At 37.3% G+C, this 23,822-nt stretch carries 21 protein-coding genes; 6 read left to right on the top strand and 15 right to left on the bottom strand.

The window, feature by feature from the left end; genetic code table 11:
• Window positions 1-44: 44 nt before the first annotated feature.
• The 13 genes from ABVM52_RS06825 to ABVM52_RS06765 all read right to left on the bottom strand — a co-directional run bounded on the left by ABVM52_RS06825 (window position 45) and on the right by ABVM52_RS06765 (window position 14,699).
• Window positions 45-1,919 carry a SulP family inorganic anion transporter gene (locus ABVM52_RS06825; RefSeq protein ID WP_405384661.1) on the bottom strand — a complete coding sequence of 625 codons (1,875 nt, stop codon included), beginning with the start codon at window positions 1,917-1,919 and terminating at the stop codon, window positions 45-47.
• Window positions 1,920-2,102: 183 nt separating this feature from the next.
• A complete protein-coding gene (locus ABVM52_RS06820; protein WP_405384660.1) occupies window positions 2,103-2,735 on the bottom strand; it encodes a carbonic anhydrase family protein in 633 nt (210 codons plus the stop codon).
• 6 nt (window positions 2,736-2,741) lie between these two features.
• Window positions 2,742-3,563, bottom strand: a complete 822-nt coding sequence (locus ABVM52_RS06815) for a universal stress protein (RefSeq protein ID WP_405384659.1) — start codon at window positions 3,561-3,563, stop codon at window positions 2,742-2,744.
• A gap of 39 nt (window positions 3,564-3,602) precedes the next feature.
• The gene (locus ABVM52_RS06810) at window positions 3,603-5,195 is read right to left on the bottom strand and encodes a SulP family inorganic anion transporter (protein WP_405384658.1); all 1,593 of its coding nucleotides are present in this window, start codon (window positions 5,193-5,195) and stop codon (window positions 3,603-3,605) included.
• Between the two features lie 72 nt (window positions 5,196-5,267).
• Window positions 5,268-5,564, bottom strand: coding sequence for a hypothetical protein (locus ABVM52_RS06805; RefSeq protein WP_405384657.1), 297 nt, complete (start codon window positions 5,562-5,564; stop codon window positions 5,268-5,270).
• Between the two features lie 57 nt (window positions 5,565-5,621).
• The gene (locus ABVM52_RS06800) at window positions 5,622-6,383 is read right to left on the bottom strand and encodes a tetratricopeptide repeat protein (RefSeq protein ID WP_405384656.1); all 762 of its coding nucleotides are present in this window, start codon (window positions 6,381-6,383) and stop codon (window positions 5,622-5,624) included.
• Between the two features lie 2 nt (window positions 6,384-6,385).
• The gene (locus ABVM52_RS06795; protein ID WP_405385112.1) at window positions 6,386-8,110 is read right to left on the bottom strand and encodes a BatD family protein; all 1,725 of its coding nucleotides are present in this window, start codon (window positions 8,108-8,110) and stop codon (window positions 6,386-6,388) included.
• 59 nt (window positions 8,111-8,169) lie between these two features.
• Window positions 8,170-9,039 (bottom strand): tetratricopeptide repeat protein, encoded by an 870-nt coding sequence (locus ABVM52_RS06790; RefSeq protein WP_405384655.1) that lies wholly within the window; start codon window positions 9,037-9,039, stop codon window positions 8,170-8,172.
• Window positions 9,020-10,066, bottom strand: a complete 1,047-nt coding sequence (locus tag ABVM52_RS06785) for a VWA domain-containing protein (RefSeq protein WP_405384654.1) — start codon at window positions 10,064-10,066, stop codon at window positions 9,020-9,022. Before ABVM52_RS06785 ends, ABVM52_RS06790 begins: the two co-directional genes overlap by 20 nt.
• Before the next feature lies 1 nt (window position 10,067).
• A complete protein-coding gene (locus tag ABVM52_RS06780) occupies window positions 10,068-11,066 on the bottom strand; it encodes a vWA domain-containing protein (protein ID WP_405384653.1) in 999 nt (332 codons plus the stop codon).
• Window positions 11,067-12,725 carry a hypothetical protein gene (locus ABVM52_RS06775; protein ID WP_405385111.1) on the bottom strand — a complete coding sequence of 553 codons (1,659 nt, stop codon included), beginning with the start codon at window positions 12,723-12,725 and terminating at the stop codon, window positions 11,067-11,069. It lies immediately after the preceding gene.
• A 5-nt stretch (window positions 12,726-12,730) separates the two neighbouring features.
• The gene (locus ABVM52_RS06770) at window positions 12,731-13,597 is read right to left on the bottom strand and encodes a DUF58 domain-containing protein (RefSeq protein ID WP_405384652.1); all 867 of its coding nucleotides are present in this window, start codon (window positions 13,595-13,597) and stop codon (window positions 12,731-12,733) included.
• 100 nt (window positions 13,598-13,697) lie between these two features.
• Complete coding sequence (locus ABVM52_RS06765; protein WP_405384651.1) at window positions 13,698-14,699, bottom strand: AAA family ATPase; 1,002 nt, start codon at window positions 14,697-14,699, stop codon at window positions 13,698-13,700.
• Window positions 14,700-14,858: 159 nt separating this feature from the next.
• Here ABVM52_RS06765 and ABVM52_RS06760 point away from each other — a divergent pair, with 159 nt between their 5' ends.
• Genes ABVM52_RS06760 through ABVM52_RS06750 form a run of 3 tightly spaced genes read left to right on the top strand, consistent with a single transcriptional unit; the run spans window position 14,859 to window position 17,655 of the window.
• On the top strand, window positions 14,859-15,734 hold the full coding sequence (locus ABVM52_RS06760; RefSeq protein WP_405384650.1) for an aldo/keto reductase family oxidoreductase: 876 nt from the start codon (window positions 14,859-14,861) through the stop codon (window positions 15,732-15,734).
• 11 nt (window positions 15,735-15,745) lie between these two features.
• A complete protein-coding gene (locus ABVM52_RS06755; protein WP_405384649.1) occupies window positions 15,746-16,498 on the top strand; it encodes an SDR family NAD(P)-dependent oxidoreductase in 753 nt (250 codons plus the stop codon).
• A 20-nt stretch (window positions 16,499-16,518) separates the two neighbouring features.
• Window positions 16,519-17,655, top strand: a complete 1,137-nt coding sequence (locus tag ABVM52_RS06750) for an ATP-binding protein (protein ID WP_405384648.1) — start codon at window positions 16,519-16,521, stop codon at window positions 17,653-17,655.
• A gap of 71 nt (window positions 17,656-17,726) precedes the next feature.
• Here the strand turns inward: ABVM52_RS06750 and ABVM52_RS06745 are convergent, their stop codons facing one another.
• Window positions 17,727-19,667 carry an alpha-amylase family protein gene (locus ABVM52_RS06745; protein WP_405384647.1) on the bottom strand — a complete coding sequence of 647 codons (1,941 nt, stop codon included), beginning with the start codon at window positions 19,665-19,667 and terminating at the stop codon, window positions 17,727-17,729.
• A complete protein-coding gene (locus tag ABVM52_RS06740) occupies window positions 19,668-20,612 on the bottom strand; it encodes a carbohydrate kinase (protein WP_405384646.1) in 945 nt (314 codons plus the stop codon).
• A gap of 181 nt (window positions 20,613-20,793) precedes the next feature.
• On the opposite strand from ABVM52_RS06740, the gene ABVM52_RS06735 reads away from it, so the two are divergent.
• From ABVM52_RS06735 to ABVM52_RS06725, 3 genes are read left to right on the top strand one after another with little or no spacing between them, the layout of a single operon-like run.
• On the top strand, window positions 20,794-21,927 hold the full coding sequence (locus ABVM52_RS06735; RefSeq protein ID WP_405384645.1) for an SPFH domain-containing protein: 1,134 nt from the start codon (window positions 20,794-20,796) through the stop codon (window positions 21,925-21,927).
• A 51-nt stretch (window positions 21,928-21,978) separates the two neighbouring features.
• Window positions 21,979-23,061 carry a DNA helicase PriA gene (locus ABVM52_RS06730; RefSeq protein ID WP_405384644.1) on the top strand — a complete coding sequence of 361 codons (1,083 nt, stop codon included), beginning with the start codon at window positions 21,979-21,981 and terminating at the stop codon, window positions 23,059-23,061.
• Window positions 23,058-23,792, top strand: coding sequence for a metallophosphoesterase family protein (locus ABVM52_RS06725; protein WP_405384643.1), 735 nt, complete (start codon window positions 23,058-23,060; stop codon window positions 23,790-23,792). Before ABVM52_RS06730 ends, ABVM52_RS06725 begins: the two co-directional genes overlap by 4 nt.
• Window positions 23,793-23,822 lie beyond the last annotated feature (30 nt).

Raw genomic sequence — 23,822 nt, 5'->3', positions numbered from 1 at the left:
TAACTTTTAAAAAAGGTAGAATATGTTTTTCTGTCTTTTGATGATTACATTGACGGTATTATGTCCTTTACGTTCTCTTTTACCCAAACCAAACATTCCTTAAAGGTTTTAAAAATATGTTCTTCAGGAATTAAATCAGGTATAAGCCCAACACGTTCCATCATATACCTTGGCTGGTTTAATACATCCACAAATAAAATGGTAATACCAGATTTCTTTAGACTTATGAGGACATCCTCCAGGGTATAAAGACCAGATTGGTCCATATATTGCATTCTGCCCATTCTAATGATTACCGTAGATGCTGTTCTTGGAATTTGGTCTGCCATCTGTTGAAATTCAGTGGTTGAACCAAAAAATAACGGGCCTTTTAAATGTTTAATAAAAACCTCTTCCTGTAAATTCTTTGGAAATGAAGCTTCGTCTGGCCAATTTACTTCCTTCTCCAAAGATTTGACATCTGAGCGTTCTGCGGTAAGGTCGCCCATTTTTTTCATGAACATTAAGGATGCTATGATAAGTCCAATCCCCACTGCATATACCAAATTCCAAACGGAGGAAAGTACTAACACAACTAACATGATCACTACTTCTGAACTAAATTTAATGGGCCCTATACTCATATCTTTGGGTAAACTGGGTATGGCTTTTAAGCCTTTATAGTCCATAACGCCTATACCTACCGTGACAAGTATTCCTGCCAATACGGCCGCGGGAATTTGTGATGCTACCGGACCTAAGGCTAAAAGGATGATTAAAAGAAGTATACCTGCGATCATTCCGGATAATTTGGTTTTCCCTCCGGCATTTATGTTAACAACGGTTCTAATTGTTGCACCCGCGCCCGGAATACCGCCAAAAATAGCGGCAATACTATTGCCAATACCTTGCCCCACTAATTCTTTATTAGGTTGATGTTTTGTTTTCGTCATATTATCTGCAACTACCGAAGTTAAGAGGGAATCTATTGCTCCAAGTAGTGCTAGGGTAAGTGCCGTAAAAATGTAAGGAGTAACCGAAGAAAGTTTAAACTGGGTAAACATGTTTAGATTGGGTATAGGAAAACCGCTAGGTATTTGCTCTATGGGCCTGTAGTTTAGGCCAAAGCCATATGCTACCCCAGAAACTACGATCAAAGCTACCAGTGCACTGGGTATGGTAGTGGTAATGCGTTTAAAACCATAGATGATAATAATGGTTGCAAGGGCAAGAATCAGTTCTAACCAATTTATATTATTTAAAGCCCTAGGCAATACTTTAATTGCACCAATTACTCCAGAAGCTTCAGATTTTGCCAAGGTTTGGGCTTCTTTGAGCATATCTTCATCGGTAATGGTCTTTGCGCGCGCTATGGTTTCCTCAAAATTTTCCAAGACCAATATGCCTTCACCGGCTTCTTCTTTTAGCATATTGTTCAGGATTATTTCTTCTGCCATGGGTTTGTATTGTGCAACAAAATCAGCATCCTCTTTTGGATAGTAACCTATAGCCGGTAAAATTTGGGTCACCAAAATTATGACACCGATCGCGGTCATAAAGCCAGACACCACAGGGTAGGGTATGTAGCGTATATATTTACCAATTCCCAGTAGACCAAGACCTATTTGCATTAGTCCGGCTAATAGAAAAACGATTAGTATGGCGGGCAATGCTTTTTCTAAGCTACCATCATTTATGGCGATAATTCCTGCAATGACGACCATACTAACTGCCGTCATAGGTGCAGTAGGTCCTGATATTTGGGTGCTGGTACCGCCAAATAGAGCGGCAAAAAAGCTAATGAATATAGCCCCATAGAGTCCGGCACTAGGTCCCATTCCAGAACTTACGCCAAATGCCAATGCCAATGGCAATGCAACGATACCTGCAGTGATACCGCCAAATAAATCCCCTTTAAAATTTGAAAACAGATTCTTCATATACTTTAATTAAATTTTTAATGAAATAGCATCAAATTTGTTAGAAGTGATTCTTGCTTCTTAGTAAGGATTAAATTACAAAATTCCAGTAGTAAAAAGAGGCGGCTTAGTGCTTTAACTTACAGGTTTAAAAAAACCGATGACAAATGCATCGGTTTTTAAAATCGATTGAAACAAGGTTTGTTATTGGTCTAAAAACTCCACAGCCCCTGTTGAAATATCATACATGGCGCCAACGATCATAATTTCCCCGTTTTGCTCCATTTCTGCTAACACTGGACTATCCTTTTTAATGTTGGCAATGGTCATTTCTACATTTTTGGCGGCAACCTTATCTACGAATTCCAAATTTTTAGAATTTCTAAGAGTCTCGTCTTTAGGTTCTGTTACGGCATCTACTGCAGGTTCAATTTTATTGATCAATGCGGTAAGATTTCCTAATCTAGCATGATCGCATGCCCCTTTAATAGCTCCACAACTTGTATGGCCCAACACTACAATAAGTTTGGTGCCGGCAAGTTTACAGCCAAATTCCATACTGCCCAAGATATCCTCGTTAACAAAATTACCAGCTATTCTTACGCTGAATATATCTCCTAAACCTTGGTCAAATACTAATTCTGCCGAGACTCTAGAATCTATACAGCTTAAAATAGTAGCAAAAGGAAATTGCCCTTCACTGGTATCGTTTACTTGCTCTAAAAGATTTCTATTGGCCTTTAGGTTATTTTGAAATCTTTGGTTTCCTTCTTTTAGAAAATCCAAAGATTTTTGTGGGGTCATTGTGGCTTGTGTTTCTTTAGTATGTGCTTTCATATATTTTTAATTTTGAGTGATTTGTCCTGTTAATAATAAAGGAATTTTTAGATTATCTATGATCTCTGTAATTTGAGAAGTGTTTGAAATGGAATTCCCATTCTTCCTTAGGTCTCCTCTATCTACACAGAGCAGATTGATTTTATTAATGGTAACATAATTAGAGATTGTTTTTAGAGTCTTATCATTTTTATCAAAAACAAATTCAATATTTTTTGTACCAATTGCTTCTTTGATAGTACTCTTTAGTGGATTGCTTGTAGAAATTTTGAAGGATTTCAACGGTTTGTTAGAATGTGTTACTAATTGTTTTACCAATTCTGTTAAAGAATTTTCTTCAGAATCGCTTAACATCCCCAACGATAAATCTCCGTTCATTTCCAGAACATTCCTTTGATCGGTAAAAAATACCGGCCCATTATGCTTTTTTAGTACAAAGGGAATAATATGGTCGCCAAGTACATTAAAAAGTTTGGGCGCTCTTTTGCCCATGACAATAAAGTCTGGTTTTTCATTATCTATATAATGTGCAATTTCATTTTTTACATTACCAATAGAACATGAATAAAACAATGGCACCCCAAATTTCCTAGAATAGGCGGTTACTATTTTATTGATTTGCTTTTCCATTTCTAGATACCCTGCATTTAAATTACGCATGGCAGAGAGCTGGCTTTCCTTTTTTACAACATCTGTTGCTTTTTTTACATGGAACAGGGTTATTTCCCCTTTAAAAACCTTGGCTAAGCTTAATGTACTTTTAAAGGTATTCTCCAAGGAATCCTTTAAATCCGTAAAAATGACAATTTTATACTTTTTGTTTTTCATGATTTCATGCTTTTAAATGGTACAAAATGTTCATTTTGTTTAACTGAGGCTTAGTTTAGATTTAGGCCGTTCTTCAAAAAAGCCTATATAACTTGGAGGGTTCTCAACAACACCACGTTTAGAAACCAATTTAATATCTATGTTTCTTTCTTTGGCCTTAAGACTAAAATCCTCTAAAATCTCAACAATATCATGGTCCAAATATCTTGTTTTCATGATATCTATTTCCAAATAGGTGTCACGTGGCAGGCTATCCAACTCGTTTAAAATTGCACCTTTGTTGAAAAAGGTCACTTCTTCTGCCAAGGTCATTTTAATTTTATGCTTACCATTACTATTGTCCTCAATATGTAAGAAATGCGAATTCTGGTAACTTTTCAATAGAATTACAACAATACCTACTGCTAGTCCTAGGCTTATTCCAATAAGTAAATCAGTAAATACAATACCTATTACGGTAACAAAAAATGGTACGGATTGTTTCCAACCTAGTTTGTACATTTTTTTGAAAAGGGCGGGTTTTGCCAGTTTATATCCTACTATGAACAGTATTGCAGCTAAGACGGATAACGGAATCATATTCAATAATCTTGGAATAAGAATTACCGAAATCAATAACAGAAAACCATGTATTATAGCAGATAGTTTGGTTCTACCACCAGATTGTATGTTGGCAGAACTTCTTACGATTACTTGGGTGATAGGTAAACCACCAATCATACCTGAAATAATATTACCGGTACCTTGGGCTAAAAGCTCTCTATTGGTTGGAGTAACATTTTTATGAGGGTCTAACTTATCCGTGGCCTCTACACAAAGTAGGGTCTCAAGACTTGCTACCAATGCAATGGTAAAACCGGTAACCCATACTTGTGGGTTGGTAATAGCACTAAAATTTGGAAAACTAAACTGTCCTAAAAAGGATGCGGCATCTTCTGGTACGGGTACACTTACCAGATGATTTGAAGAAATTGCAAGTACTTCACTATCCTTGGTCAGGATATAAAAAATTATACCTACTGCCACTGCCACTAGTGGGCCTTGCACCAATTGAAATATTTTTCCTTTTTTGGATAATACCTTGTCCCACAAGAGCAATATGGCAAACCCGATAATTGCAATTAGCGTAGCACCCGGACTAATATTATTGACCGTGTCAAGTATTTCGGTGAAGGTGTTTTTACCATCTATCTGAAAAAATGCAAAATCACCTTCCGGATCAGGATCATATCCAAAAAAATGGGGTATTTGCTTTAAAATAATGATGATACCTATACCGGTAAGCATTCCTTTAATTACGGACGAAGGAAAATAATAACCAATTACCCCGGCCTTTAATACGCCAAAAACTATTTGGATGATACCTCCAAGAACTACGGCGACCAAAAAATTCTGGTAACCTCCCAAGGTTCCAATTGCAGTCAATACAATTGCGGCCAAACCTGCAGCAGGTCCACTTACCCCTATTTTAGAGCCACTTAAGCCTCCTACTACAATACCACCAATAATACCGGCAATTAAGCCAGAAAATAAAGGGGCCCCACTGGCCAATGCAATACCTAGACATAAAGGTAGTGCAACGAAAAATACTACGATACTCGAGGGAATATCGCTTTTAATATGCTTAAACATAATGAAATAAAATTATATCCTATTATCTGTTATAGGACTGATTAGTTACTTATAAAAAATAAAATGGGTAAACTAACCTAAATTTTCCGGTGGGGGAGAGATAACTTCTAAGGCAAAGTCAAAACAGCCTAATATATAATTATTACGACTGATAGAATTTTTAGTGGTAGCGACCAAGGAAAGATCAATGCTATTATCCTTGACATATTTTTCTTCACCCATGGACTTTTTTCCGGTCTCTTGTTGTTCTTCCTCATTTAGATTGGTAACAACAATAGGGTTTTCGGTATCGCACAAGGTTATTATGCTAGGTGCGGTAATTGCAAATAGCCATAACAATAATAGAGTAATGCGCGCTATATATTTCATTTTTTTGAATCGATGACAAAGATACGCCCGTGCCTTTAAATATTTGTTAAATAATATCTAAAAATCTTTTAACAGTCTTAAATCCTGTTTGTTGATCCATCCTGTTTTACCATCGGTCAGCTGTATTTTGTTCCATTTATCCAACTCATCCAAGACGTTGACCTTGGTTCCTGCATGAAGTACAAAAATTTGCTGGCCTGCAGTATTTGGTTCAGATTTGATAATACTTTCCTCAGCAAAAATAATGGCCGGTTGCCATGCATTAAAATCGCTCTGCTGAACATAGGCGAAAATGATAGCAATAATACTTAAAAATAAAGCAAAAAGACTACCAATAAAAGTCCATCGTTTGCTTGTTGAATAATTGGAATAGTAAAAAAGAATGTAAAGGATAACAAAAAGCAGCATTGCAGCTATAGCTACGTATGCCCATTGATCAAAAGTTAATTTGCCCGTAATATTTTTATATAGTTTGGATAAACCAGTTTCAGGAAGGGTGTCTATGGCATCCAAGGTCATATTTTGGGCATAGCTTAGATTGGTCTTAATTTCTTGATCGTTTGGTGATAGTAATAGGGCCTTTTCATAATAGTAAATACTTTCGGCAATTTTATTGAGCTTATAATAGGCATTTCCCATATTAAAATAAACTGCGGCAGAATGTTGGCCATTTTCCAATATCTGACGATAATTTTCAATGGCATTGTCATATTCACCGGCATTATAGGCCGTTGTTGCCTGATCGAACAGTTTATTGTTCTGGGCGGTACAGCAAATTGCCATAAATAGACCAATAATGATTGCTATATTTTTGAACATGGTTATAACTGTTTATCCATTACTGAAATTACCTCACTGGCTTTATCATAATCTGCCTGCATTTGAACATCTGAGAACGGACTGTATCTTGCGGCTTCACAACTTTGTAATAAGTTAATGAAACTGGAAATGGTATGTTGTTCAATACCTTTTTCTTCTAAAAGAAGGGCAATTTTATCTTTACTGAACTCAGAGGTCTCTATTTTAAGTTTAGCTTTTAAATAGTTGTGCAATGCCCTTTCTAAAGCCACATAGAAAGAATCTTTATTGCCCAATTGCTTTTTGGCCGCAGACAAATATTTGCGTGCCAATTTATTGGCCCTTCTAACCTTATTACCCGCTACATCTCCTGCCATGGCGTCTCTCTTTTTTCTGAAAATTATTGCCAGGGGTATGAACAACAAAGGAAGTAGTAACCAAAGATAAAAACGAGTAGATCTAAAAAAGTACGAAACTGATTTATTCGACAGGTTGGGGGTCAGTTTTATAAAATTGAATTTGGTACCACTGGCTATTACGGCTTGTTTGGAATTGGCTACATTGTTTGATGTGGTATTTAATCCGTTTAAAGGACCTTCAATAACATTGATGATAATTTCCTCTGAGGTCAATGTGGTATATTTTTCCGTTTTGGGATTAAAATAGCTAAAGCTCATGGGAGCTATTGGGTATTTTCCCCTAAAGGCAGGAACAATGGTATATTGGTTGCTAATTTTGCCCTGCATACCACTAAGTGTTGTTCTTACCCCTTCTGTAAATTCTGGTTCATAAACTTCTAGGGCACTGGGCAATTCCGGTTCGGGAAGTTTAAAAAGCTTAAGGTTTCCTTTACCACTGACCTCTACGGTAGCCTGTAATGATTCTGTGGCGTTTAAACTAGTTTTACTGGTGGTGACTTTAAAATCGAATTCTCCTACGGCACCATCAAAATTTGCCGGTTGGTTTTTAATAGGTAACGGTTTTACATTAATGGTTCTATTTCCTGCGGAAACTGTTTTATTTGTTTGGGCGTAAAGTCTGCTTCCAAAAAAATCTCTTCTTCCTGTAGGAACATCCACGGTAACATCCAACGATAAGGGTTCAATATCCAATTTACCAGATTTTTGTGGATATAGTACAACACGCTTTAAGGTCACATATCTATAAGGTTTACCTTTATATGTTCCATTTTGGGCACTTAGCGCTTGAACTTTAATATCCTGGCTCCAAAAATTATTATAAGTAGGATTGTCTAAAGATTGATAGTTGGATACGCTTATATTAGGACTTACATATAATTTGTAAACTACCGTAATAGCTTCATTTATATAAGGATTGGATTTGGAGACTTCAGCAACCAAATGTAAGTTTTCATCCGCTATATCATCTGCGGTCATTTGATCGCTAGGTTTATCCACCGCAGCAGTAACTTCAACTTCTTTGGCAAGGGATTTATAGGTTTGTCCCCCTATGGAAATAGATGCTTGCTTAATGGTAAATTTACCCTTGGCGGTGGGTGCCAGCGTATAGGAATAGGATTTGGAGTAACTTCTTACCCCATTGATCCATGAAGAACTTATAGATTGTGACGGTCCCATAATCACCCTAAAACCTTCAAAATCTGGAGGGTTAAAATTATCTCCGTCACGGTTCATGACAAAATCTACGCGTAAACGCTCATTAAGACCCAACTTAGGTTTGCTCAGCTTCATTTCAAAAGTTACGGCATTATTGTCCTGTGCCATCATCGTGAACGATGATAGTACTAGCGCGAATAACAACGATATATTTAAAATGCCCTTAAAGTTTACCAATCTTTTTCGTTTTTAATCTTTACACCTTTAACTTTTTTGGCGTCTATTTTATCTTGAACTTTTTTCTCGGCGTTCTGCATGGCCCTTAACAAATTTTCAACTTGTTGTTTGGAGAGTTGGTTGGGCCTAGGCTGCTGTTCCTGCTGTTCTTTATCTCCTTGTTCAGGTTGTTTCTTTTGGTCTTTCTTATCTCCTTCTCCGTCTTTATTCTCATCTTTTTGCTCTTCGTTCTTGTCTCCATCTTCACCTTTGTCCCCATCATCTCCCTTATCTTTCTTGTCCTCGTTGTCCCCTTCGTCTTTTTTGTCCTGGTCTTTGTTTTCGTCTTTACCCTCCTTGTCTTGGTCCTGATCGTCTTGGTTTTGCTGCTTGTTTTCCTCGTCTTTTTTCAGCAATTCCTTAGCTAGTGCAAGGTTATATCGAGTTTCTTCATCTGTAGGGTCATTTCTTAAGGCTTCTTTATATGCCTCAACAGCTTTTGCGTAATCCTTACGTTTCATGAAAACGTTACCCATATTATGATAGGCACTGTGTTTGTCTTCTTTGGACGTTGATGTTTCGCCCGCTTCCTTGAATCTACTAAAAGCTTCGTTATATGTTTCATTTAAATAATAGGCATTTCCCAAATTATAGGGTGCAGCACTGTTTTCAGGACTTTCAGATATGGCTTTTCTATAATTGACCTCTGCGGCTATAAAATCATCTTCGGATAAAGCTTTATTACCTTCCCAAGTAAAATTAGTAGAGGTTTTCAATGCTTTTTCTTTGTCTTGCTCATTAGTATCCTGGGCAATGCCTTTTATAGACAAGGAAACAGAAACCAATAGGATAATCATTTTGATTTTATTCATGTCTTTTTTCATTGAACAGATTCAATTTCTTTAACCAGCTTGTTTTTCGGTCCAATATAAAAATATCTAAAAAGAGAAGCAAAAGGGCCGCTCCTATGAACCATTGAAACTGGTCTTTGTATTCTGCGAATTGTTTGGCCTCGAACTCTTTTCTGTCCATTTTCAACAATTCCTCTTTTATAAATTCTACGGCGGTATTTGTATTGGAGCCATCAATATATTGCCCGTTACCTTCACCCGCTATATCGACTAGAACGTCTTCGTTTAGTCTGGTAATTACGGTTTCTCCTTGGCTATCTTTCTTTAGACTTTCTAATATGCCGTTTCTTTTAATAGGAATTGGAGCACCTTTTGCCTTACCTACACCAATGGTATAAATGGTGATACCCTCATCTACGGCATCTTCCACGGCATCTATAGTGGAACCTTCAGAGTGGTCCTCCCCATCAGATATAATGAACAATACCCTATTGGTCTGTTCCGCATCGTCATAGTACGTACTGGCAAGTTCAATGGCTTGATCTATGGCAGTTCCTTGAGACGTAAGCATATCTGTGTTCATGCTTTGTAAGAACATTTTAGCAGCTCCATAATCTGTAGTTATGGGCAACTGTGGGTAAGCTTGCCCGGCATATGCAATGATGCCTATACGATCACTAGCCAGTTGATTGATTATTTCTGATACCAATCGTTTTGCTTTTTCCAATCGGTTTGGGGCAATATCTTCGGCCAACATACTCTTAGAAACATCCACGGCAAAAACAATATCTACTCCCTCGCGCTTAACGGTCTCCAATTTGGTTCCTATTTTAGGATTGACCAAACCAACGATCAATAAACCTAAACTAATGATAAGGAGTATAAGTTTTAAAGCACTTTTATTGGTAGAGTAATTAGGGGTAAGTCTTTTAAGAAGTGCGGTATCGGCAAATTTTCTTTGGGTTCTTTTTTTCCAAATCAAGACCAATAGGTACAGTACCACAATTACCGGAATGATAATGAGCAAGTAGAAATATATTTTCTCGTCTAACTGTACCATATTATACAAAGCTTCTAAAAAGAGTGTTTCTTAAAATCCATTCAAATAATAAAAGCGCACCGGCAATTAAGATCCAGGGTCTATATTTTTCTTCATAGCGGTAGTACTTAAATTCTTCTACCTCGGTTTTTTCCAATTTGTTAATTTCATCATAGATTTCTTCTAGAGACTCATTATCCGTAGCCCTAAAATATCTACCGCCAGTAGCCTTGGCAATTTCCTTTAAAAGTGCTTCGTCAATTTCTACTTGCCTCATACCATACCTAAAAGACCCATCTGCATTGTAAGATACCGGTGATAATGCGTTACCATTGGTGCCAAGACCAATTGTATAGGTCTTAATACCAAATTCAATGGCCAGGTCCGCTGCGGTCTGTGGCTCAATGAATCCGGAATTGTTTACACCATCTGTTAGCAAGATGATAATTTTACTCTTTGCGGTACTTTCTTTAAGTCGGTTTACAGAAGTTGCCAGCCCCATACCAATGGCGGTACCGTCTTCCAATTGCCCATACGTTATTTCTGATAGGGCATTAAGTACAATAGATTTATCTGTGGTAATTGGTGTTTTGGTGTACCCTTCGCCTGCATATACAACAAGACCTATGCGGTCATTTGGTCTTTCTTTGATAAAATCAGCCGCTACATCTTTTAATGCTGTTAACCGGTTTGGTTTAAGGTCTCGTGCCAACATACTGGAAGACACATCTATTGCCATTACAATATCTATACCTTTTGTAGTTTTTGTGCGTGTTGATATGTCTTCGGTCTGTGGTCGTGCCAATGCAACAATGATTGCACTTAACGCCAATAATCTAAAGAAGAACAACATGGGTTTAAACTTTGGCAACAAACTATTGTGGTCAAAACCTTTTATACTTGAAATACGTAATGATGCCGATTGTTCTTTAAGTTTATAGATATACCATGCAATGGCCAATGGCAGTAGTAAGAACAGCCAAAAGAAATCTGGATTTGCAAATGATATATTTTCTAACATTTATACTTCTGTTTTAACTTCTACCGATGCTAAAATACGGTCTACTATTTCCTGTGCGTAAACATCATCCTCTAGCCATGTTAAGATTAGATATTGCTGAAAACCTTTTCCGCCAAATAATAGTACGGTATATTGGCCATTTTGCGGTCCATTGGATGGTGTGTCAAATTTACCGCTACCAAATACTTTTACCCCTGTAACACCGCTAACGGTTGAGAATTCCTCTTGTTTGGTAATAATATTTTTTGCTCCTTGAGCTTCAAAATTTGATAAAATCTGTTCTATGGTTTTGTCAAAATCGGGTTCTGCATTGGGTTGGTTCAAGGTAATGGAGGTTGCTCCAACGCTAAACATACCAATAGGGCTAGAGTAGCTAAAAGCTTGTATGTCCGCTATGGTCGCTTTAGCTTCGGGCGGTAGTTTAACCTCTTGTCTTACCATAACTTTGGGCGTCTCCAGTTCAATGGGCGGAAAACCGTATGAGCTGCGCACCCAATCGCCCTCAAGCAATTCCATGGTAGGGTGCCCAATAACGGAATCCTTTACATAACCAAATCCAAATTTTATACCGGCAATAGTTGTGGCAATCAATAGTAATGCGACCAAGGACGCTACGCCAATAATTATTTTTTTCTTTTTTTGTTTACGCTCCAGCTCCTCTTGGTATTCGGCCTGCTCCAATAATTCCTCTTCGGTAGGCTCCGGCAAAGCTTCGTGTGTTTTCTCTACAATTTGCTCTACTAATTTGCGATCTTGCTCGGCTATCTGTGTAGATGGTTTGTTTCTTGCAAATTTGACTAAATCTGCCGTTTGTAATATCTGTTGAAACTGCTTAATGGTATCATTGTCCAGGTTTAGTTCACCGGCATCCTTCAAAAGTTCCAATTTCTCAATTAGTTGGCCCGTAGTACTTTCCAAGGCCGTTACATGTACATCTTCTTCTAAATACGAGCGGACAATGGTTGTTAGTTCAGAGTAATATTCCTTGTATTCATCTTGAATTAGATATTTGGAATTCTCTAAACGTTTAAGCTCTAATAAAGCTCTGTCATATGGGGGTAAAAGAGCTACCTTTTCTTCTTCTGTCAAAGGTTTTTTTCTTAGTACGAACCAATAAAATAAGCCGGCCAAAATCAGTAAAATTAAAATACTAATGAGGATAAATTTTAATATTTCCGTATTGCTTTTTTCGACATTGATAATAGGCTTAATGTCATACATTTTCTGGTTCAAGGTATCTACCGCTACATTTGCAACGTTGATCAACATAGAATCTGTCATGTACCCGGTACCGTTTATTTCAATTCGCTGAGAAGGCAGTTTGTATGCGCCGGAATCAAATTGGGTAAGAGCATAAATTTTTTGTAGGGTCAGTCGGTCTTTTTTTCTGGTAGTGTCCGTTACAAAGGCTTCAACGGTCTCTAATGGCGAAAATGTTTGTCCTTCAGGAAAAATAACTTGTGCGGTGGTATCTACCTCAACGGTTACGGACCATTTTATTTGTTCACCGATTCTTATGGATGTGGTATCAATAGAGGTTTGTATATTGGGATTTTGCTGTGCAGACAATGAAAGGGCACAACATAGAAAAGCCAACAGTGTAACATATCGTTCAAAGAACGACAAGCTTATTTTAAGTAAGTTCCTATCACAAATCATTCGCATCAACCTCTTCTTTTAAAATAGCCCAATAATTTCTTTACATAACTTTCATCTACCCGGCAATCCAGTGTTCCACATCCAGCTTTTGTAAAAGATTCCTTAAAGTAAGCAACGCGTTCTTTATTGTATTGGGCATAAGCATTACGTACTTTTTTAGATTGGGTGTTGACCAATTGTAATTGGCCCGTTTCCACATCTTCTAATTGTACCATACCTAAATTTGGTATGGTTTCTTCCCGTTCATCAAAAATTCTAATACCGGTAACATCATGTTTGTTTCCTGTAATTTTTAATGTCTTTTCATAACCATCATCAATAAAGTCGGATAGGACAAAAACAATAGCCTTCTTTTTCATGACGCTACTCAAAAACTTAAGTGCTTGGCCAATATCCGTTTTATTACTTTTAGATTTAAACTCCAACAATTCCCGTATGATCCGTAGTGCATGGGTTTTTCCCTTTTTAGGGGGAATAAACAGTTCAACCTGGTCAGAGAACAGGATCAGCCCTACCTTATCATTATTTTGTAAAGCGCTAAAGGCCAAGGTGGCGGTAATTTCCGTGATGATTTCATTTTTGAATTGATTGGTGGTACCAAACAATTCAGAACCACTTATATCCACAAGAAGCATCATGGTGAGTTCCCGTTCTTCCTCAAATACTTTTATGAACGGTTCATTATAGCGTGCCGTAACGTTCCAATCAATATTTCTTACATCATCTCCAAATTGGTACTGGCGCACTTCACTAAATGTCATACCCCTGCCCTTAAAGGTAGAGTGGTATTCCCCACCAAATATATGGTCAGAAAGACGCCTGGTCTTTATCTCTATCTTTCGTACTTTTTTGAGTAGTTCTTTGGTATCCATCTTGTTATTGAAACAGCCGTTAATTCTAGAGTTGTCAGCATAAAAACATTGCAATTGGATGTAAACAGACCAATAGCATGCTGAAAGTCAATGAATAACTTTATGGTACTTCTATCTCGTTTACGATTTTGTTGATGATATCTACCGATGTGATATTTTCAGCTTCCGCTTCATAAGTAATGCCAATTCTATGTCTAAGTACATCGTGTACAACGGCCCTAACATCTTCAGGTACCACATAGCCCCTTCTTTTTATAAAAGCATAACATTTAGCGGCAACACCTAGGTTGATGCTACCCCTTGGCGAAGCACCAAAACTGATTAATGGTTTAAGGCTTTCAAGATTGTATTTTTCCGGATATCTGGTGGCAAATACGATATCAAGGATGTATTTTTCGATTTTCTCGTCCATGTACACTTCCCTGACCGCTTTTTGTGCGCTAAGAATCTGGTCTATGGAAACTACGGCATTAACCGTTTCATAATTTCCCAATAAATTTTGGCGCATGATTAGTTGTTCCTCATTGATTTTAGGATAATCAATAACCGTTTTCAACATAAAACGGTCTACCTGTGCTTCAGGTAAAGGATATGTACCTTCTTGTTCTACCGGGTTTTGGGTTGCCATGACCAAAAAAGGCTTGTCTAGGGTAAACGTTTCATCACCAATGGTCACCTGTTTTTCTTGCATAGCTTCCAACAGGGCGGACTGTACTTTTGCCGGAGCACGATTAATTTCATCGGCCAAAACAAAATTCGCAAAAATAGGACCTTTCTTAATGGAGAAGTCGTTCACCTTCATGTTATAGATCATAGTACCTACTACATCTGCAGGTAATAGGTCTGGCGTAAATTGAATTCTACTAAAACTGCCCTTAACAGCTTTGGAAAGGGTGTTAATGGCTAATGTTTTTGCTAACCCGGGGACACCTTCCAACAAGATGTGTCCTTGGCCCAGAAGACCTATCAATAACCGTTCTACCATATATTTTTGGCCTACGATCACCTTGTTCATTTCTAGCATCAATAAATCGATAAAAGCGCTTTCACGAGTAATTTTCTCATTTACGGCACTAATGTCAACTGAAGTATTTTCTTCCATTTAAATCGTTATATAATTGATTATTAGCCTTCTGAATTTTAACAGTTATGCAAATTGAAAATTAATTCACTCAGTAGCTGTTAATGATAGGTTAAAAATAACGAAAACCCTATATTTTTATGAAGCCTTTAAGGGATTTCTTTTTAAATTCATTGACCTATGAAGAACACAACCACCTATTCTAGAATTATAGCAGGGACCATGACATGGGGTAATTGGGGAAAACAACTTTCCACTAAGGAAATGGTTTCGTTAATGAACCATTGTCTGGACTATGAAATAACTACTTTTGACCATGCCGATATTTATGGTGATTACACCAATGAAGCCCAATTTGGAAATGCTTTTGCCCAAAGCGGCATTGCTAGGGACAAAATTCAATTGATCAGTAAATGTGGAATTCAGTTCAAAGCTGAGGGTAGAACTAACAGGATAAAACATTATGAATACGGAAAAGATTATATCATACCATCTGCTGAAAGATCTTTAAACTTGTTAAAAACCGATTATCTAGACCTTTTATTACTTCATAGGCCTAGTCCGCTTATGAATGTAGATGAGGTAGCAGAGGCAATAGGGCAATTAAAGCAACAGGGTAAAATAAAACAGTTTGGAGTCTCTAACTTTACGTCTTCACAAATAGAACTTATTGAAAAGCGGATTCCTGTAGAGGCCAATCAAGTTGAATATTCCTTGACTGCCAATGAAGTTATGAACAATGGAATATTGGATGATTGTATTATACACGATAGACTTGCCATGTCATGGAGTCCTTTAGGATCCTATTTTAGAGAGGATAGCCCGGCAAATAAAAGAATAGGTAAAATTTTAAAAGATTTTACCAAAAAATATAATGCAACCGAAGATCAGTTGTTGTTGGCGTGGATACTTAAGCACCCTTCTAATATACATCCTGTAGTAGGCACGGCTACTCCCCAAAGATTAAAATTAGCCATGGAGGCCGTTCATATAGAGATAGATTTACAAGATTGGTTTATATTGTTGGAAGCCAATGAGGGTCATGAAGTCGCATAAAAAGATTGAAGATGAGAAAAACAGCATTTATAACCGGTGCTACTAGTGGTATAGGTAAAGCAACCGCCGTACTTTTTGCAAAAAATGGAATAGATTTAGTTATCTGCGGTAGGCGACAAGAACGTTTGGACAGCCTTAAAAAAGATTTGGGCAAGGACATAAATGTTTTTACTTTAAATTTTGATATAAGAAGCAAAGAAGAGGTAAATAAAGCAATAAGCGGGTTGCCAGAAGAATTTTCCACAATAGATATTCTTATTAATAATGCTGGCAATGCACATGGCTTAGACCCTGTGCATGAAGGAAGCTTGGAAGATTGGGACGCCATGTTGGACATTAACGTAAAGGGCTTATTGTATGTTTCCAAGGCGCTTATTCCTAAGATGGTAGAGAGAAAATCTGGCCACATCATAAATATAGGCTCAACGGCCGGTAAGGAGGTTTATCCTAAAGGAAATGTATATTGTGCAAGTAAACATGCCGTAGATGCCATAAACCAAGGTATGCGGATTGATTTGAACCCCTTTGGCATTCGGGTAGGGGCGGTAAATCCAGGTCTGGTAGAAACAGAGTTCAGTAATGTACGCTTTAAAGGAGATGATGATCGTGCCAATAATGTGTATAAAGGATTTCAACCTTTAAAGGCGGAAGATATTGCGGACATTATACATTTTGTGGTTACACGTCCCTATCATGTAAATATTGCAGATTTGATTGTGATGCCCACGGCGCAAGCATCATCTACCATAGTCAATAAATCTTAAGTATTGCAAATTTGTAAAAAATGATCAATAAACGCCTACTGGTAAAAAACTTGCTCGCACATAATGACGAAAATAGTTTTTACGATAAAAAGCGTTTTATATCCATTGGAGAAAAGGAAGGAAAGGCAAAGTTTTTAAAGCATGTGTGTGCACTAGCCAATAGTAACCCTACTAATAATTCCTTCATAGTTGTAGGGGTAGAGGATGAAGACAATAAAATTGTAGGGGTAGATTTTTTTGATGATAGCAAGATTCAAAATTTGGTCAATGCTTATTTGCATCATCCACCCTTAATATCTTATGAAAACATTCCATTTCCTCATTTGCCGGATGGGAAAGTAGTAGGGTTGGTTACCATTAAATCTATAGGGGAAATATGTTCGCTAAGAAAGAGTATCTGGAAATATTATGCAGGTTCCGTTTTTTTTAGGGAAGGGAGCATAAGCATGCCAAAGGTATTTGATATTGAACTTAAGGAAATAAACAAAGAAGCTGTCGCAACCATAGAAAAACACGCCAAGAACAACATTAAACTAACATTGGACGGAGTTGTGGATTTTTTGAATAACAGGCACAAAGATCTTGAAAGTGATTATAAGGTTTTTAAGGAACAATTTGTGGTTTGTTGGGCAGGAAACAAAAAGGTGGTCAACGGAGAAACTTTTTATTACCGGGTAGATATTGAACTCATTAATGAACAGGTAAAATTATTTTACTCTAACCTAGATGAAGTTAAAATAAGTATTGATGAAAATTCTTTTACGACAATAGAATTTGTTCAATTGGGGCTCGGGGCCAAACAAAAATATTACCCTCTAGAAAAAGTGGTAATTAGTTTTAACGAGAACGGTACATATTCCATCAATAGCGATTTACTTTTTAATCCCCCTAAATACAAGAAAAAGAAGCTTGAGGAAATTTTTATGGGGAACAATCTACTTGTGGAAAAAGCAAAATCTAACCATGCACTTAATCCCACAGAAATTAAAAGGTTAAGATATCTGGCAGATACTTATCTTATTTGTTATTTAAACGGATTTGAACAGGCCAAGGAACAGATGGAAATTGCACGAAAATTATTAAAACCCAAATACCCTAAGGTAAATGCATCAATAAAAGAGGCACTAAGGGTACTCAGAAAAGTGAAATATAATTGATGATACGCTTAAAGTAAACGTGAGTGCGTAAATGAAGGTAAGGCGTACTTTAATGATTACAGAAGGAATGCCTAACTACTCTTTACCCATAATTGTTGAAAAGGTTTTAAGGGTAGCTCATTGTTTATGAGCTTAAAAGGAAGTTCCGTTAATAAGTCAATAGTATTTTTACCAGTATGGATGCCAATGGAATTTAACCAACCAATATCTAGTTTTTCCGTCACTTCGTTAAAGTTGGAAAGAATCCAAACGTTTTGATTACCGTTTATGCGCTTGAAAACAAATATATGCGGATTGGGACAGCCATATATTTTAAGGTCATTGGTATCTTGAAACACCGTATGGTCTTTCCTTATCCGTATCATTTTCTTTAAGCCGTTATATATTAAGGTTGATGGATGATCGGGATTTTTGTTTAAACCGGAAATAATAGTCCAATCTTGCATGGGTCTGTTTACCCAACGGTTATCGTTTGCAAGGTCTACGTGTTGCTTAAAGCTATAATCATTAAGTGTACCTATTTCATCTCCGGCGTATATCATAGGTATACCGCCAATCGTTAAAATAATGCCGTGCATCATTAAAATTTTAGCAATGGCGTAATCAATAATGTTTTTGTTGTTTTGTTCCAGCGCGGTTTCCAAACCTAAGAGAGAGGCGGCACTACCGGTAATTCTGCCATCTCCGTTTTTAGGATTGTACATGAACATTAAGCCTTTGGCCGGTGACCACGCCAATTTACCGCAATAATAATTTAATAGAAACTCTTTGTGAGACCTTGGGTCCCAACCCATAGCGGCTATAAAGTCATCATCATAACCAAGGCCAATATCGTCATGACATCTAATATAATTTATCCAAGTGGCATCTTTGGGTTTGATCGGCACTTCGGTTAAACTCTTGTACATAAGTGAGGCCTGTTTGGTGGCAATGGAGTTCCAAAGTAATGCCATTAATGAGGCGTTATAGGCAATTTCACACTCATTGCCCTCTAACATGTCTTCGCCAAAATACTTGAGTATGTTTCTAGGGGCAACAATGGCCTCGGCCAATAGAATAACTCCTGGTGCAATTACTTGAAGGCACATTCTAAACAAAGAGATCAAGGCATGTGCCTCTGGTAAATTTTGTGATTGGGTTCCTAATTTTTTCCAGAGAAATGCCAAGGCGTCAAAACGAATTACATCAACACCTAAATTGGCCAAGGACATTAAGTTGGCCAACATTTCTAAAAAAACTTCAGGGTTTCTATAGTTCAAGTCCCACTGATAATTATTAAAACAGGTCATTACCCATTTTTCCATTTCCTTGACATAGGTAAAATTTCCCGGGGCGGATTGTGGAAAGATTTCGGGGAGTGTTTTTTCAAATTCATCCGGAATATGGCGTGTAGGATAGGTATAATAATATCCTTGATATTTAGAATCACCTGCCTTTGCTTTTTTGGCCCATTCAAACTCATCGCTTGTATGGTTGACTACAAAATCCAACATTAAGAAAATCCCTTTCTTACGGGCATTTTTTGTTAATGCTATAAACTCTTTTTTAGTTCCATATTTTGGGTCTATTTCATGGTAACTATTAACTGCATAACCACCATCATTTTCACCAGATGGTCTAGTAGTCACAGGCATTAGATGTAAAAAATTGATGCCTAAATCTTCAAAATAGGGCAGTTTTTTATTTAGTCCGTTCAGATTTTGGTTAAAACGGTCTACATAGAGTTGCATACCTACCATTTTCTCGCTTTGGTACCAGTTTCCTTCTTTTAAACGTTCAACATCCTGTTGTTTTAATTCTAATGAACGCTGTTGATAGAGGTCTTCTAACTTATCTATAAGGACATAAAATTGATCTACAGCTTCTTTTTCATCATATAAAGAAAAAAATAAGGATTTGATCAAGGACAGATTGGTGGCCAATCTAAGATCAAAATAGTCCTTGAGCTGTTGCTCATTATTTTTTTTAGGTGCTTTGGAAACCAAATAACGATGTAGTTCAGCCTGGTTCATTTAAGCTTCCAGTTGTTGAATAGTTGGTAAGGATTCTATGGCTCCAAAATTGGTGGTTGTAATAGCGCCGGCTTTATTGGCTTTAATTACCATTTGGGTAAGGACTTCTTCATTTTCCACCAAGGTGTCTAGATCAGGGTGTTTTGCTATTTGGTGCAATAGACAGCCTATAAAAGCATCGCCTGCCCCAGTGGTGTCTTTAGGGGTAACCTTAATGCTGGCAATATTTTTTTGATAGTGCTTAGTGCTTAACCAAGTACCTTCACTACCTAGGGTCACAACTATAATTTCTGTTCCCATTTCGTGAAGAACAGTACAAGCTTCCGCAACATTTTCCTTGCCAGAAAGCAATTGGGCCTCTTCTAAACTAAATTTACACAACTGCGATTTTTCTATGAACGCTTCGCATTTACGTTTAAAGATATCTACTTTATTTTTCCAAAGGTCTACCCTGTAATTAGGGTCAAAACTTATGAACGCATTTTTTGTAAGTCCATCAAATAAATACCTATTATAAGCTTCTTCAAGTGGGCCGCCCAATAGGGCTGTTGCGGCACCAAAATGTATGATATTTTGTTCAAAATAATTTTTATGTGAAGAGTCATAAACCAATTCACGGTCAGCACCTCTACTAAAAACAAAATCTCGTTCCCCGTCTTCGTCCAATGAAACAAAAGCCAATGTAGTAAAGGTGTCAGATTCTTGAGCCATGGTTATATTTACATGCTCTTCTTCTAAAATTCGTAATAAAAATTTACCAAAAGGGTCGTTACCTACACAACCTATAAAAAAACTGTCTCCTCCCAGTTTACTAATAGCACATGCTACGTTTGCTGGCGCACCACCTGCTTTTTTTGAGAATTCGTTTGCTTTGGATAAATCATTTCCCTGGTTTTCGGCAACAAAATCAATCAATAATTCTCCAATACAAAATATCTTTTTCATAAAACTAAACCTAATTAGAAATTCTAAGTTAATTAGAAAATATACCTATTTCCTAAAAATTCTTAATGAAATATTAAAATAGCGCTTATAAGCCGTTTTAATAACGAATATTATTCCTTGATATTTTGGCTCTGCAGCCGAAATGCATATCTTGAAATGCACAATTTAAAATTAACTGACCATGAGCATATTCGATGAAATCAAAAAGAAATTAAGCCACGAATTTATTGATATAGTAGAGTGGTTAGATACCAACAATGAAACTATTGTCCACCGTTTTGAGCGTTATCAAAATGAAATTAAGAACAATGCACAGTTAATTGTTAGGGAGGGGCAAGTGGCGGTATTTATCAATGAGGGTCAATTGGCAGATGTGTTTAAGCCGGGGACGTATACATTGAATACTAAAAACTTACCTATTCTTACCACGTTAAAAGGTTGGAAATATGGTTTTGATAGCCCGTTCAAAGCAGAGGTTTACTTTGTAAATACTAGATTGTTTACGGATGAAAAGTGGGGAACTAAGAATCCGTTTATGTTAAGTGATGATCGTTTTGGATTAGTAGAGATCAGGGCTTTTGGTACGTATAGTTTTAGAATTAACGATCCGGGAAAATTTGTGATCGACGTGGTGGGTACAGATGGCAATTTTACCAATTATGAGGTAAACGAGCATTTAAAGAGTTTGATCGTAACCCGTTTTACCGATACGGTGGGTGAGGCAAATTTACCCATTGAGCTTTACGCTGCAAATACCAGTGAACTTTCAGAAACTTGTCAAGAGGTCATGCAGCCAGAATTCAATAGGGTAGGAATAGAGTTGGAAAAATTTTATATAGAAAATGTTTCTATGCCAGAAGAGCTCAAAAAAGAAATATTTGAATATAGTCGATTGGACAAACTTGACATGGGCAAGTTGGCACAGTTCAAGGCAGCTAAAGCAATGGAGCTCGCAGCTAAAAATGAAGGCGGTACTGCAGGTGCCGGCATGGGCATGGGCATGGGCTTTGTACTGGCACAGCAAATGGGCGGAATGATGGGGCAACCTAGTGGACAACCTTTTGGCGGGCAACAGGTACAACCTCAAAGCCCACCTCCAGTTCCGGTTGCGGTAGGTTATTTTTATGCTGTTGGGGGGCAACAATCTGGGCCTGTGCCAATAGATAAATTAAAGGAGCTGTTTGCAAGTAGGACCATTAATAGAGATTCGCTTATATGGAAACAAGGTATGGAGCAATGGGCGCCTTTAAAGGAAATAGAGGAGCTTAAATCCTTTCTAGGAGGAAATACGCCGCCACCTTTACCCTCGGCATAATAATCAAAGATGTAAGTAGGTCTTCACCCTTTAACCGGAGGGAATATAACTATGGACGAAATTCAGAAGTCAGAATATAAAAAAGCATGTGCCAATTGTGGTGCCGAGCTGAAATTTAAACCAGGTTCGCACCAATTATCATGTGAGTATTGTGGGTATGAGGAGTTTATTGAACAGTCCAAAAGCAGTTTCGAGGAACTTGAACTGGAACACTATCTAAAAATTGTTGGTGAAAATGCGTATACCCAGACCATAGAACTTTTACATTGTAAAAATTGTGGAGCAAACCAACATGTAGAGGAAAACTATAAGTCTTTACAGTGTGTGTATTGTAGTGAACCTTTAATACGGGAAGATGTAGAGCAAGAAGGGTGGATATTGCCCGGCGCATTGGTGCCTTTTCAATTAGATGCAAGAAAGGCTCAAGAGATTTTTAAGAACTGGGTGGCAAAACTTTGGTTTGCCCCAAACAAATTAAAAAGAGCGGCATTGGATCCAGAAGGTCTTCATGGTCTTTATTTACCTTATTGGACCTTTGATGCCAACTTAAAGGCATCTTACCAAGGACAGCGCGGAGATTATTATTATGAAACGCAAACTTATAATAGTAACAAAGGAAAAAGAACAAGGCAGGTAAGAAAAACGAAATGGACGTACGTTACTGGCAACATTAGTGGTTTTGTAGATGATATTCTAATCAATGCGTCAGAGCGGAAAAGAAAGGAGGTTCCGGCAAAAGTAGGATTTTGGAACCTAAAGGAACTAGTGGCATTCAATTCTAAATATTTATCGGGTTTTGTTACTGAAAAATATTCTGTTTCGTTGAAAGAAGGGCATCATCGTTCATTTCAAGAAGCTAAAAAAAGGGCCTATAATTGGATAAGAAGGGATATAGGTGGGGATACCCAGAGAGTTTCCAATGCAGATATAAAGTTATTCAATGAAACATTTAAACATATACTGGTACCCATATATATAAGCTCGTACAGATATGACGGAAAAGAATATAATTTCTATATAAACGGACAAACCGGGGTGTTAAGTGGTACAAGACCATATTCTTTTTGGAAAATTTTCTTTTTAGTGGTTTTTATCATTGTAATAATTGCGGTTATTGCGATTTTTGCTAAATGAGTACAAAACGAACGTTGGTAGTGGGTGATATCCACTCAGGATTAAAAGCTTTAAAACAGGTATTGGAAAAGGCTGCAGTAACCGATCACGATACCCTTGTATTTTTAGGGGATTATATTGATGGATGGAGCCAAGCCGTAGAAACCATTGATTTTCTTTTGGCACTTAAGGAAGAATACCACTGTGTATTTTTACGTGGAAATCATGACGAATTGTGTTATGAATGGTTACAAGGGGCTACGGACAATCCTACTTGGTTCATGCACGGAGGTGAAGCCACCATAAATTCATATAAAGAGGTAACGGAAGTAACCAAAGAACTTCATATGAATTTCTATAAAGGGTTGAACAATTATCATTTAGATGCCGACAACCGGTTGTTCTTACATGCTGGTTTTACCAACCTAAAAGGAATTGAGCATGAGTATTTCCAAAAAACATTTTACTGGGATCGCACCTTGTGGGAGCTTGCACTTTCTTTGGATAGGAATTTAGACCGGGACCATGCTCATTACCCCAAAAGATTAAAGAATTATGAAGAAATCTATATAGGACACACTCCGGTTACAAGAATTGGTAAAACAACACCGCAAAATGTAGCCAATGTTTGGAATATTGATACCGGTGCGGCCTTTAAGGGGCCTTTGACCATTTTAGATATAGATACCAAGGAATATTGGCAGAGTGATCCGGTTTACACGTTTTATCCCGATGAAATGGGAAGAAATTGATAAAACCTGTAACTTTACTTTAAATGACAA

It is taken from the genome of Maribacter sp. LLG6340-A2 (assembly GCF_045057105.1).
Taxonomy (GTDB): domain Bacteria; phylum Bacteroidota; class Bacteroidia; order Flavobacteriales; family Flavobacteriaceae; genus Maribacter.
Note: the sequence above shows the minus strand (reverse complement) of the source record. Positions and strands in the feature narration are given on the sequence as shown.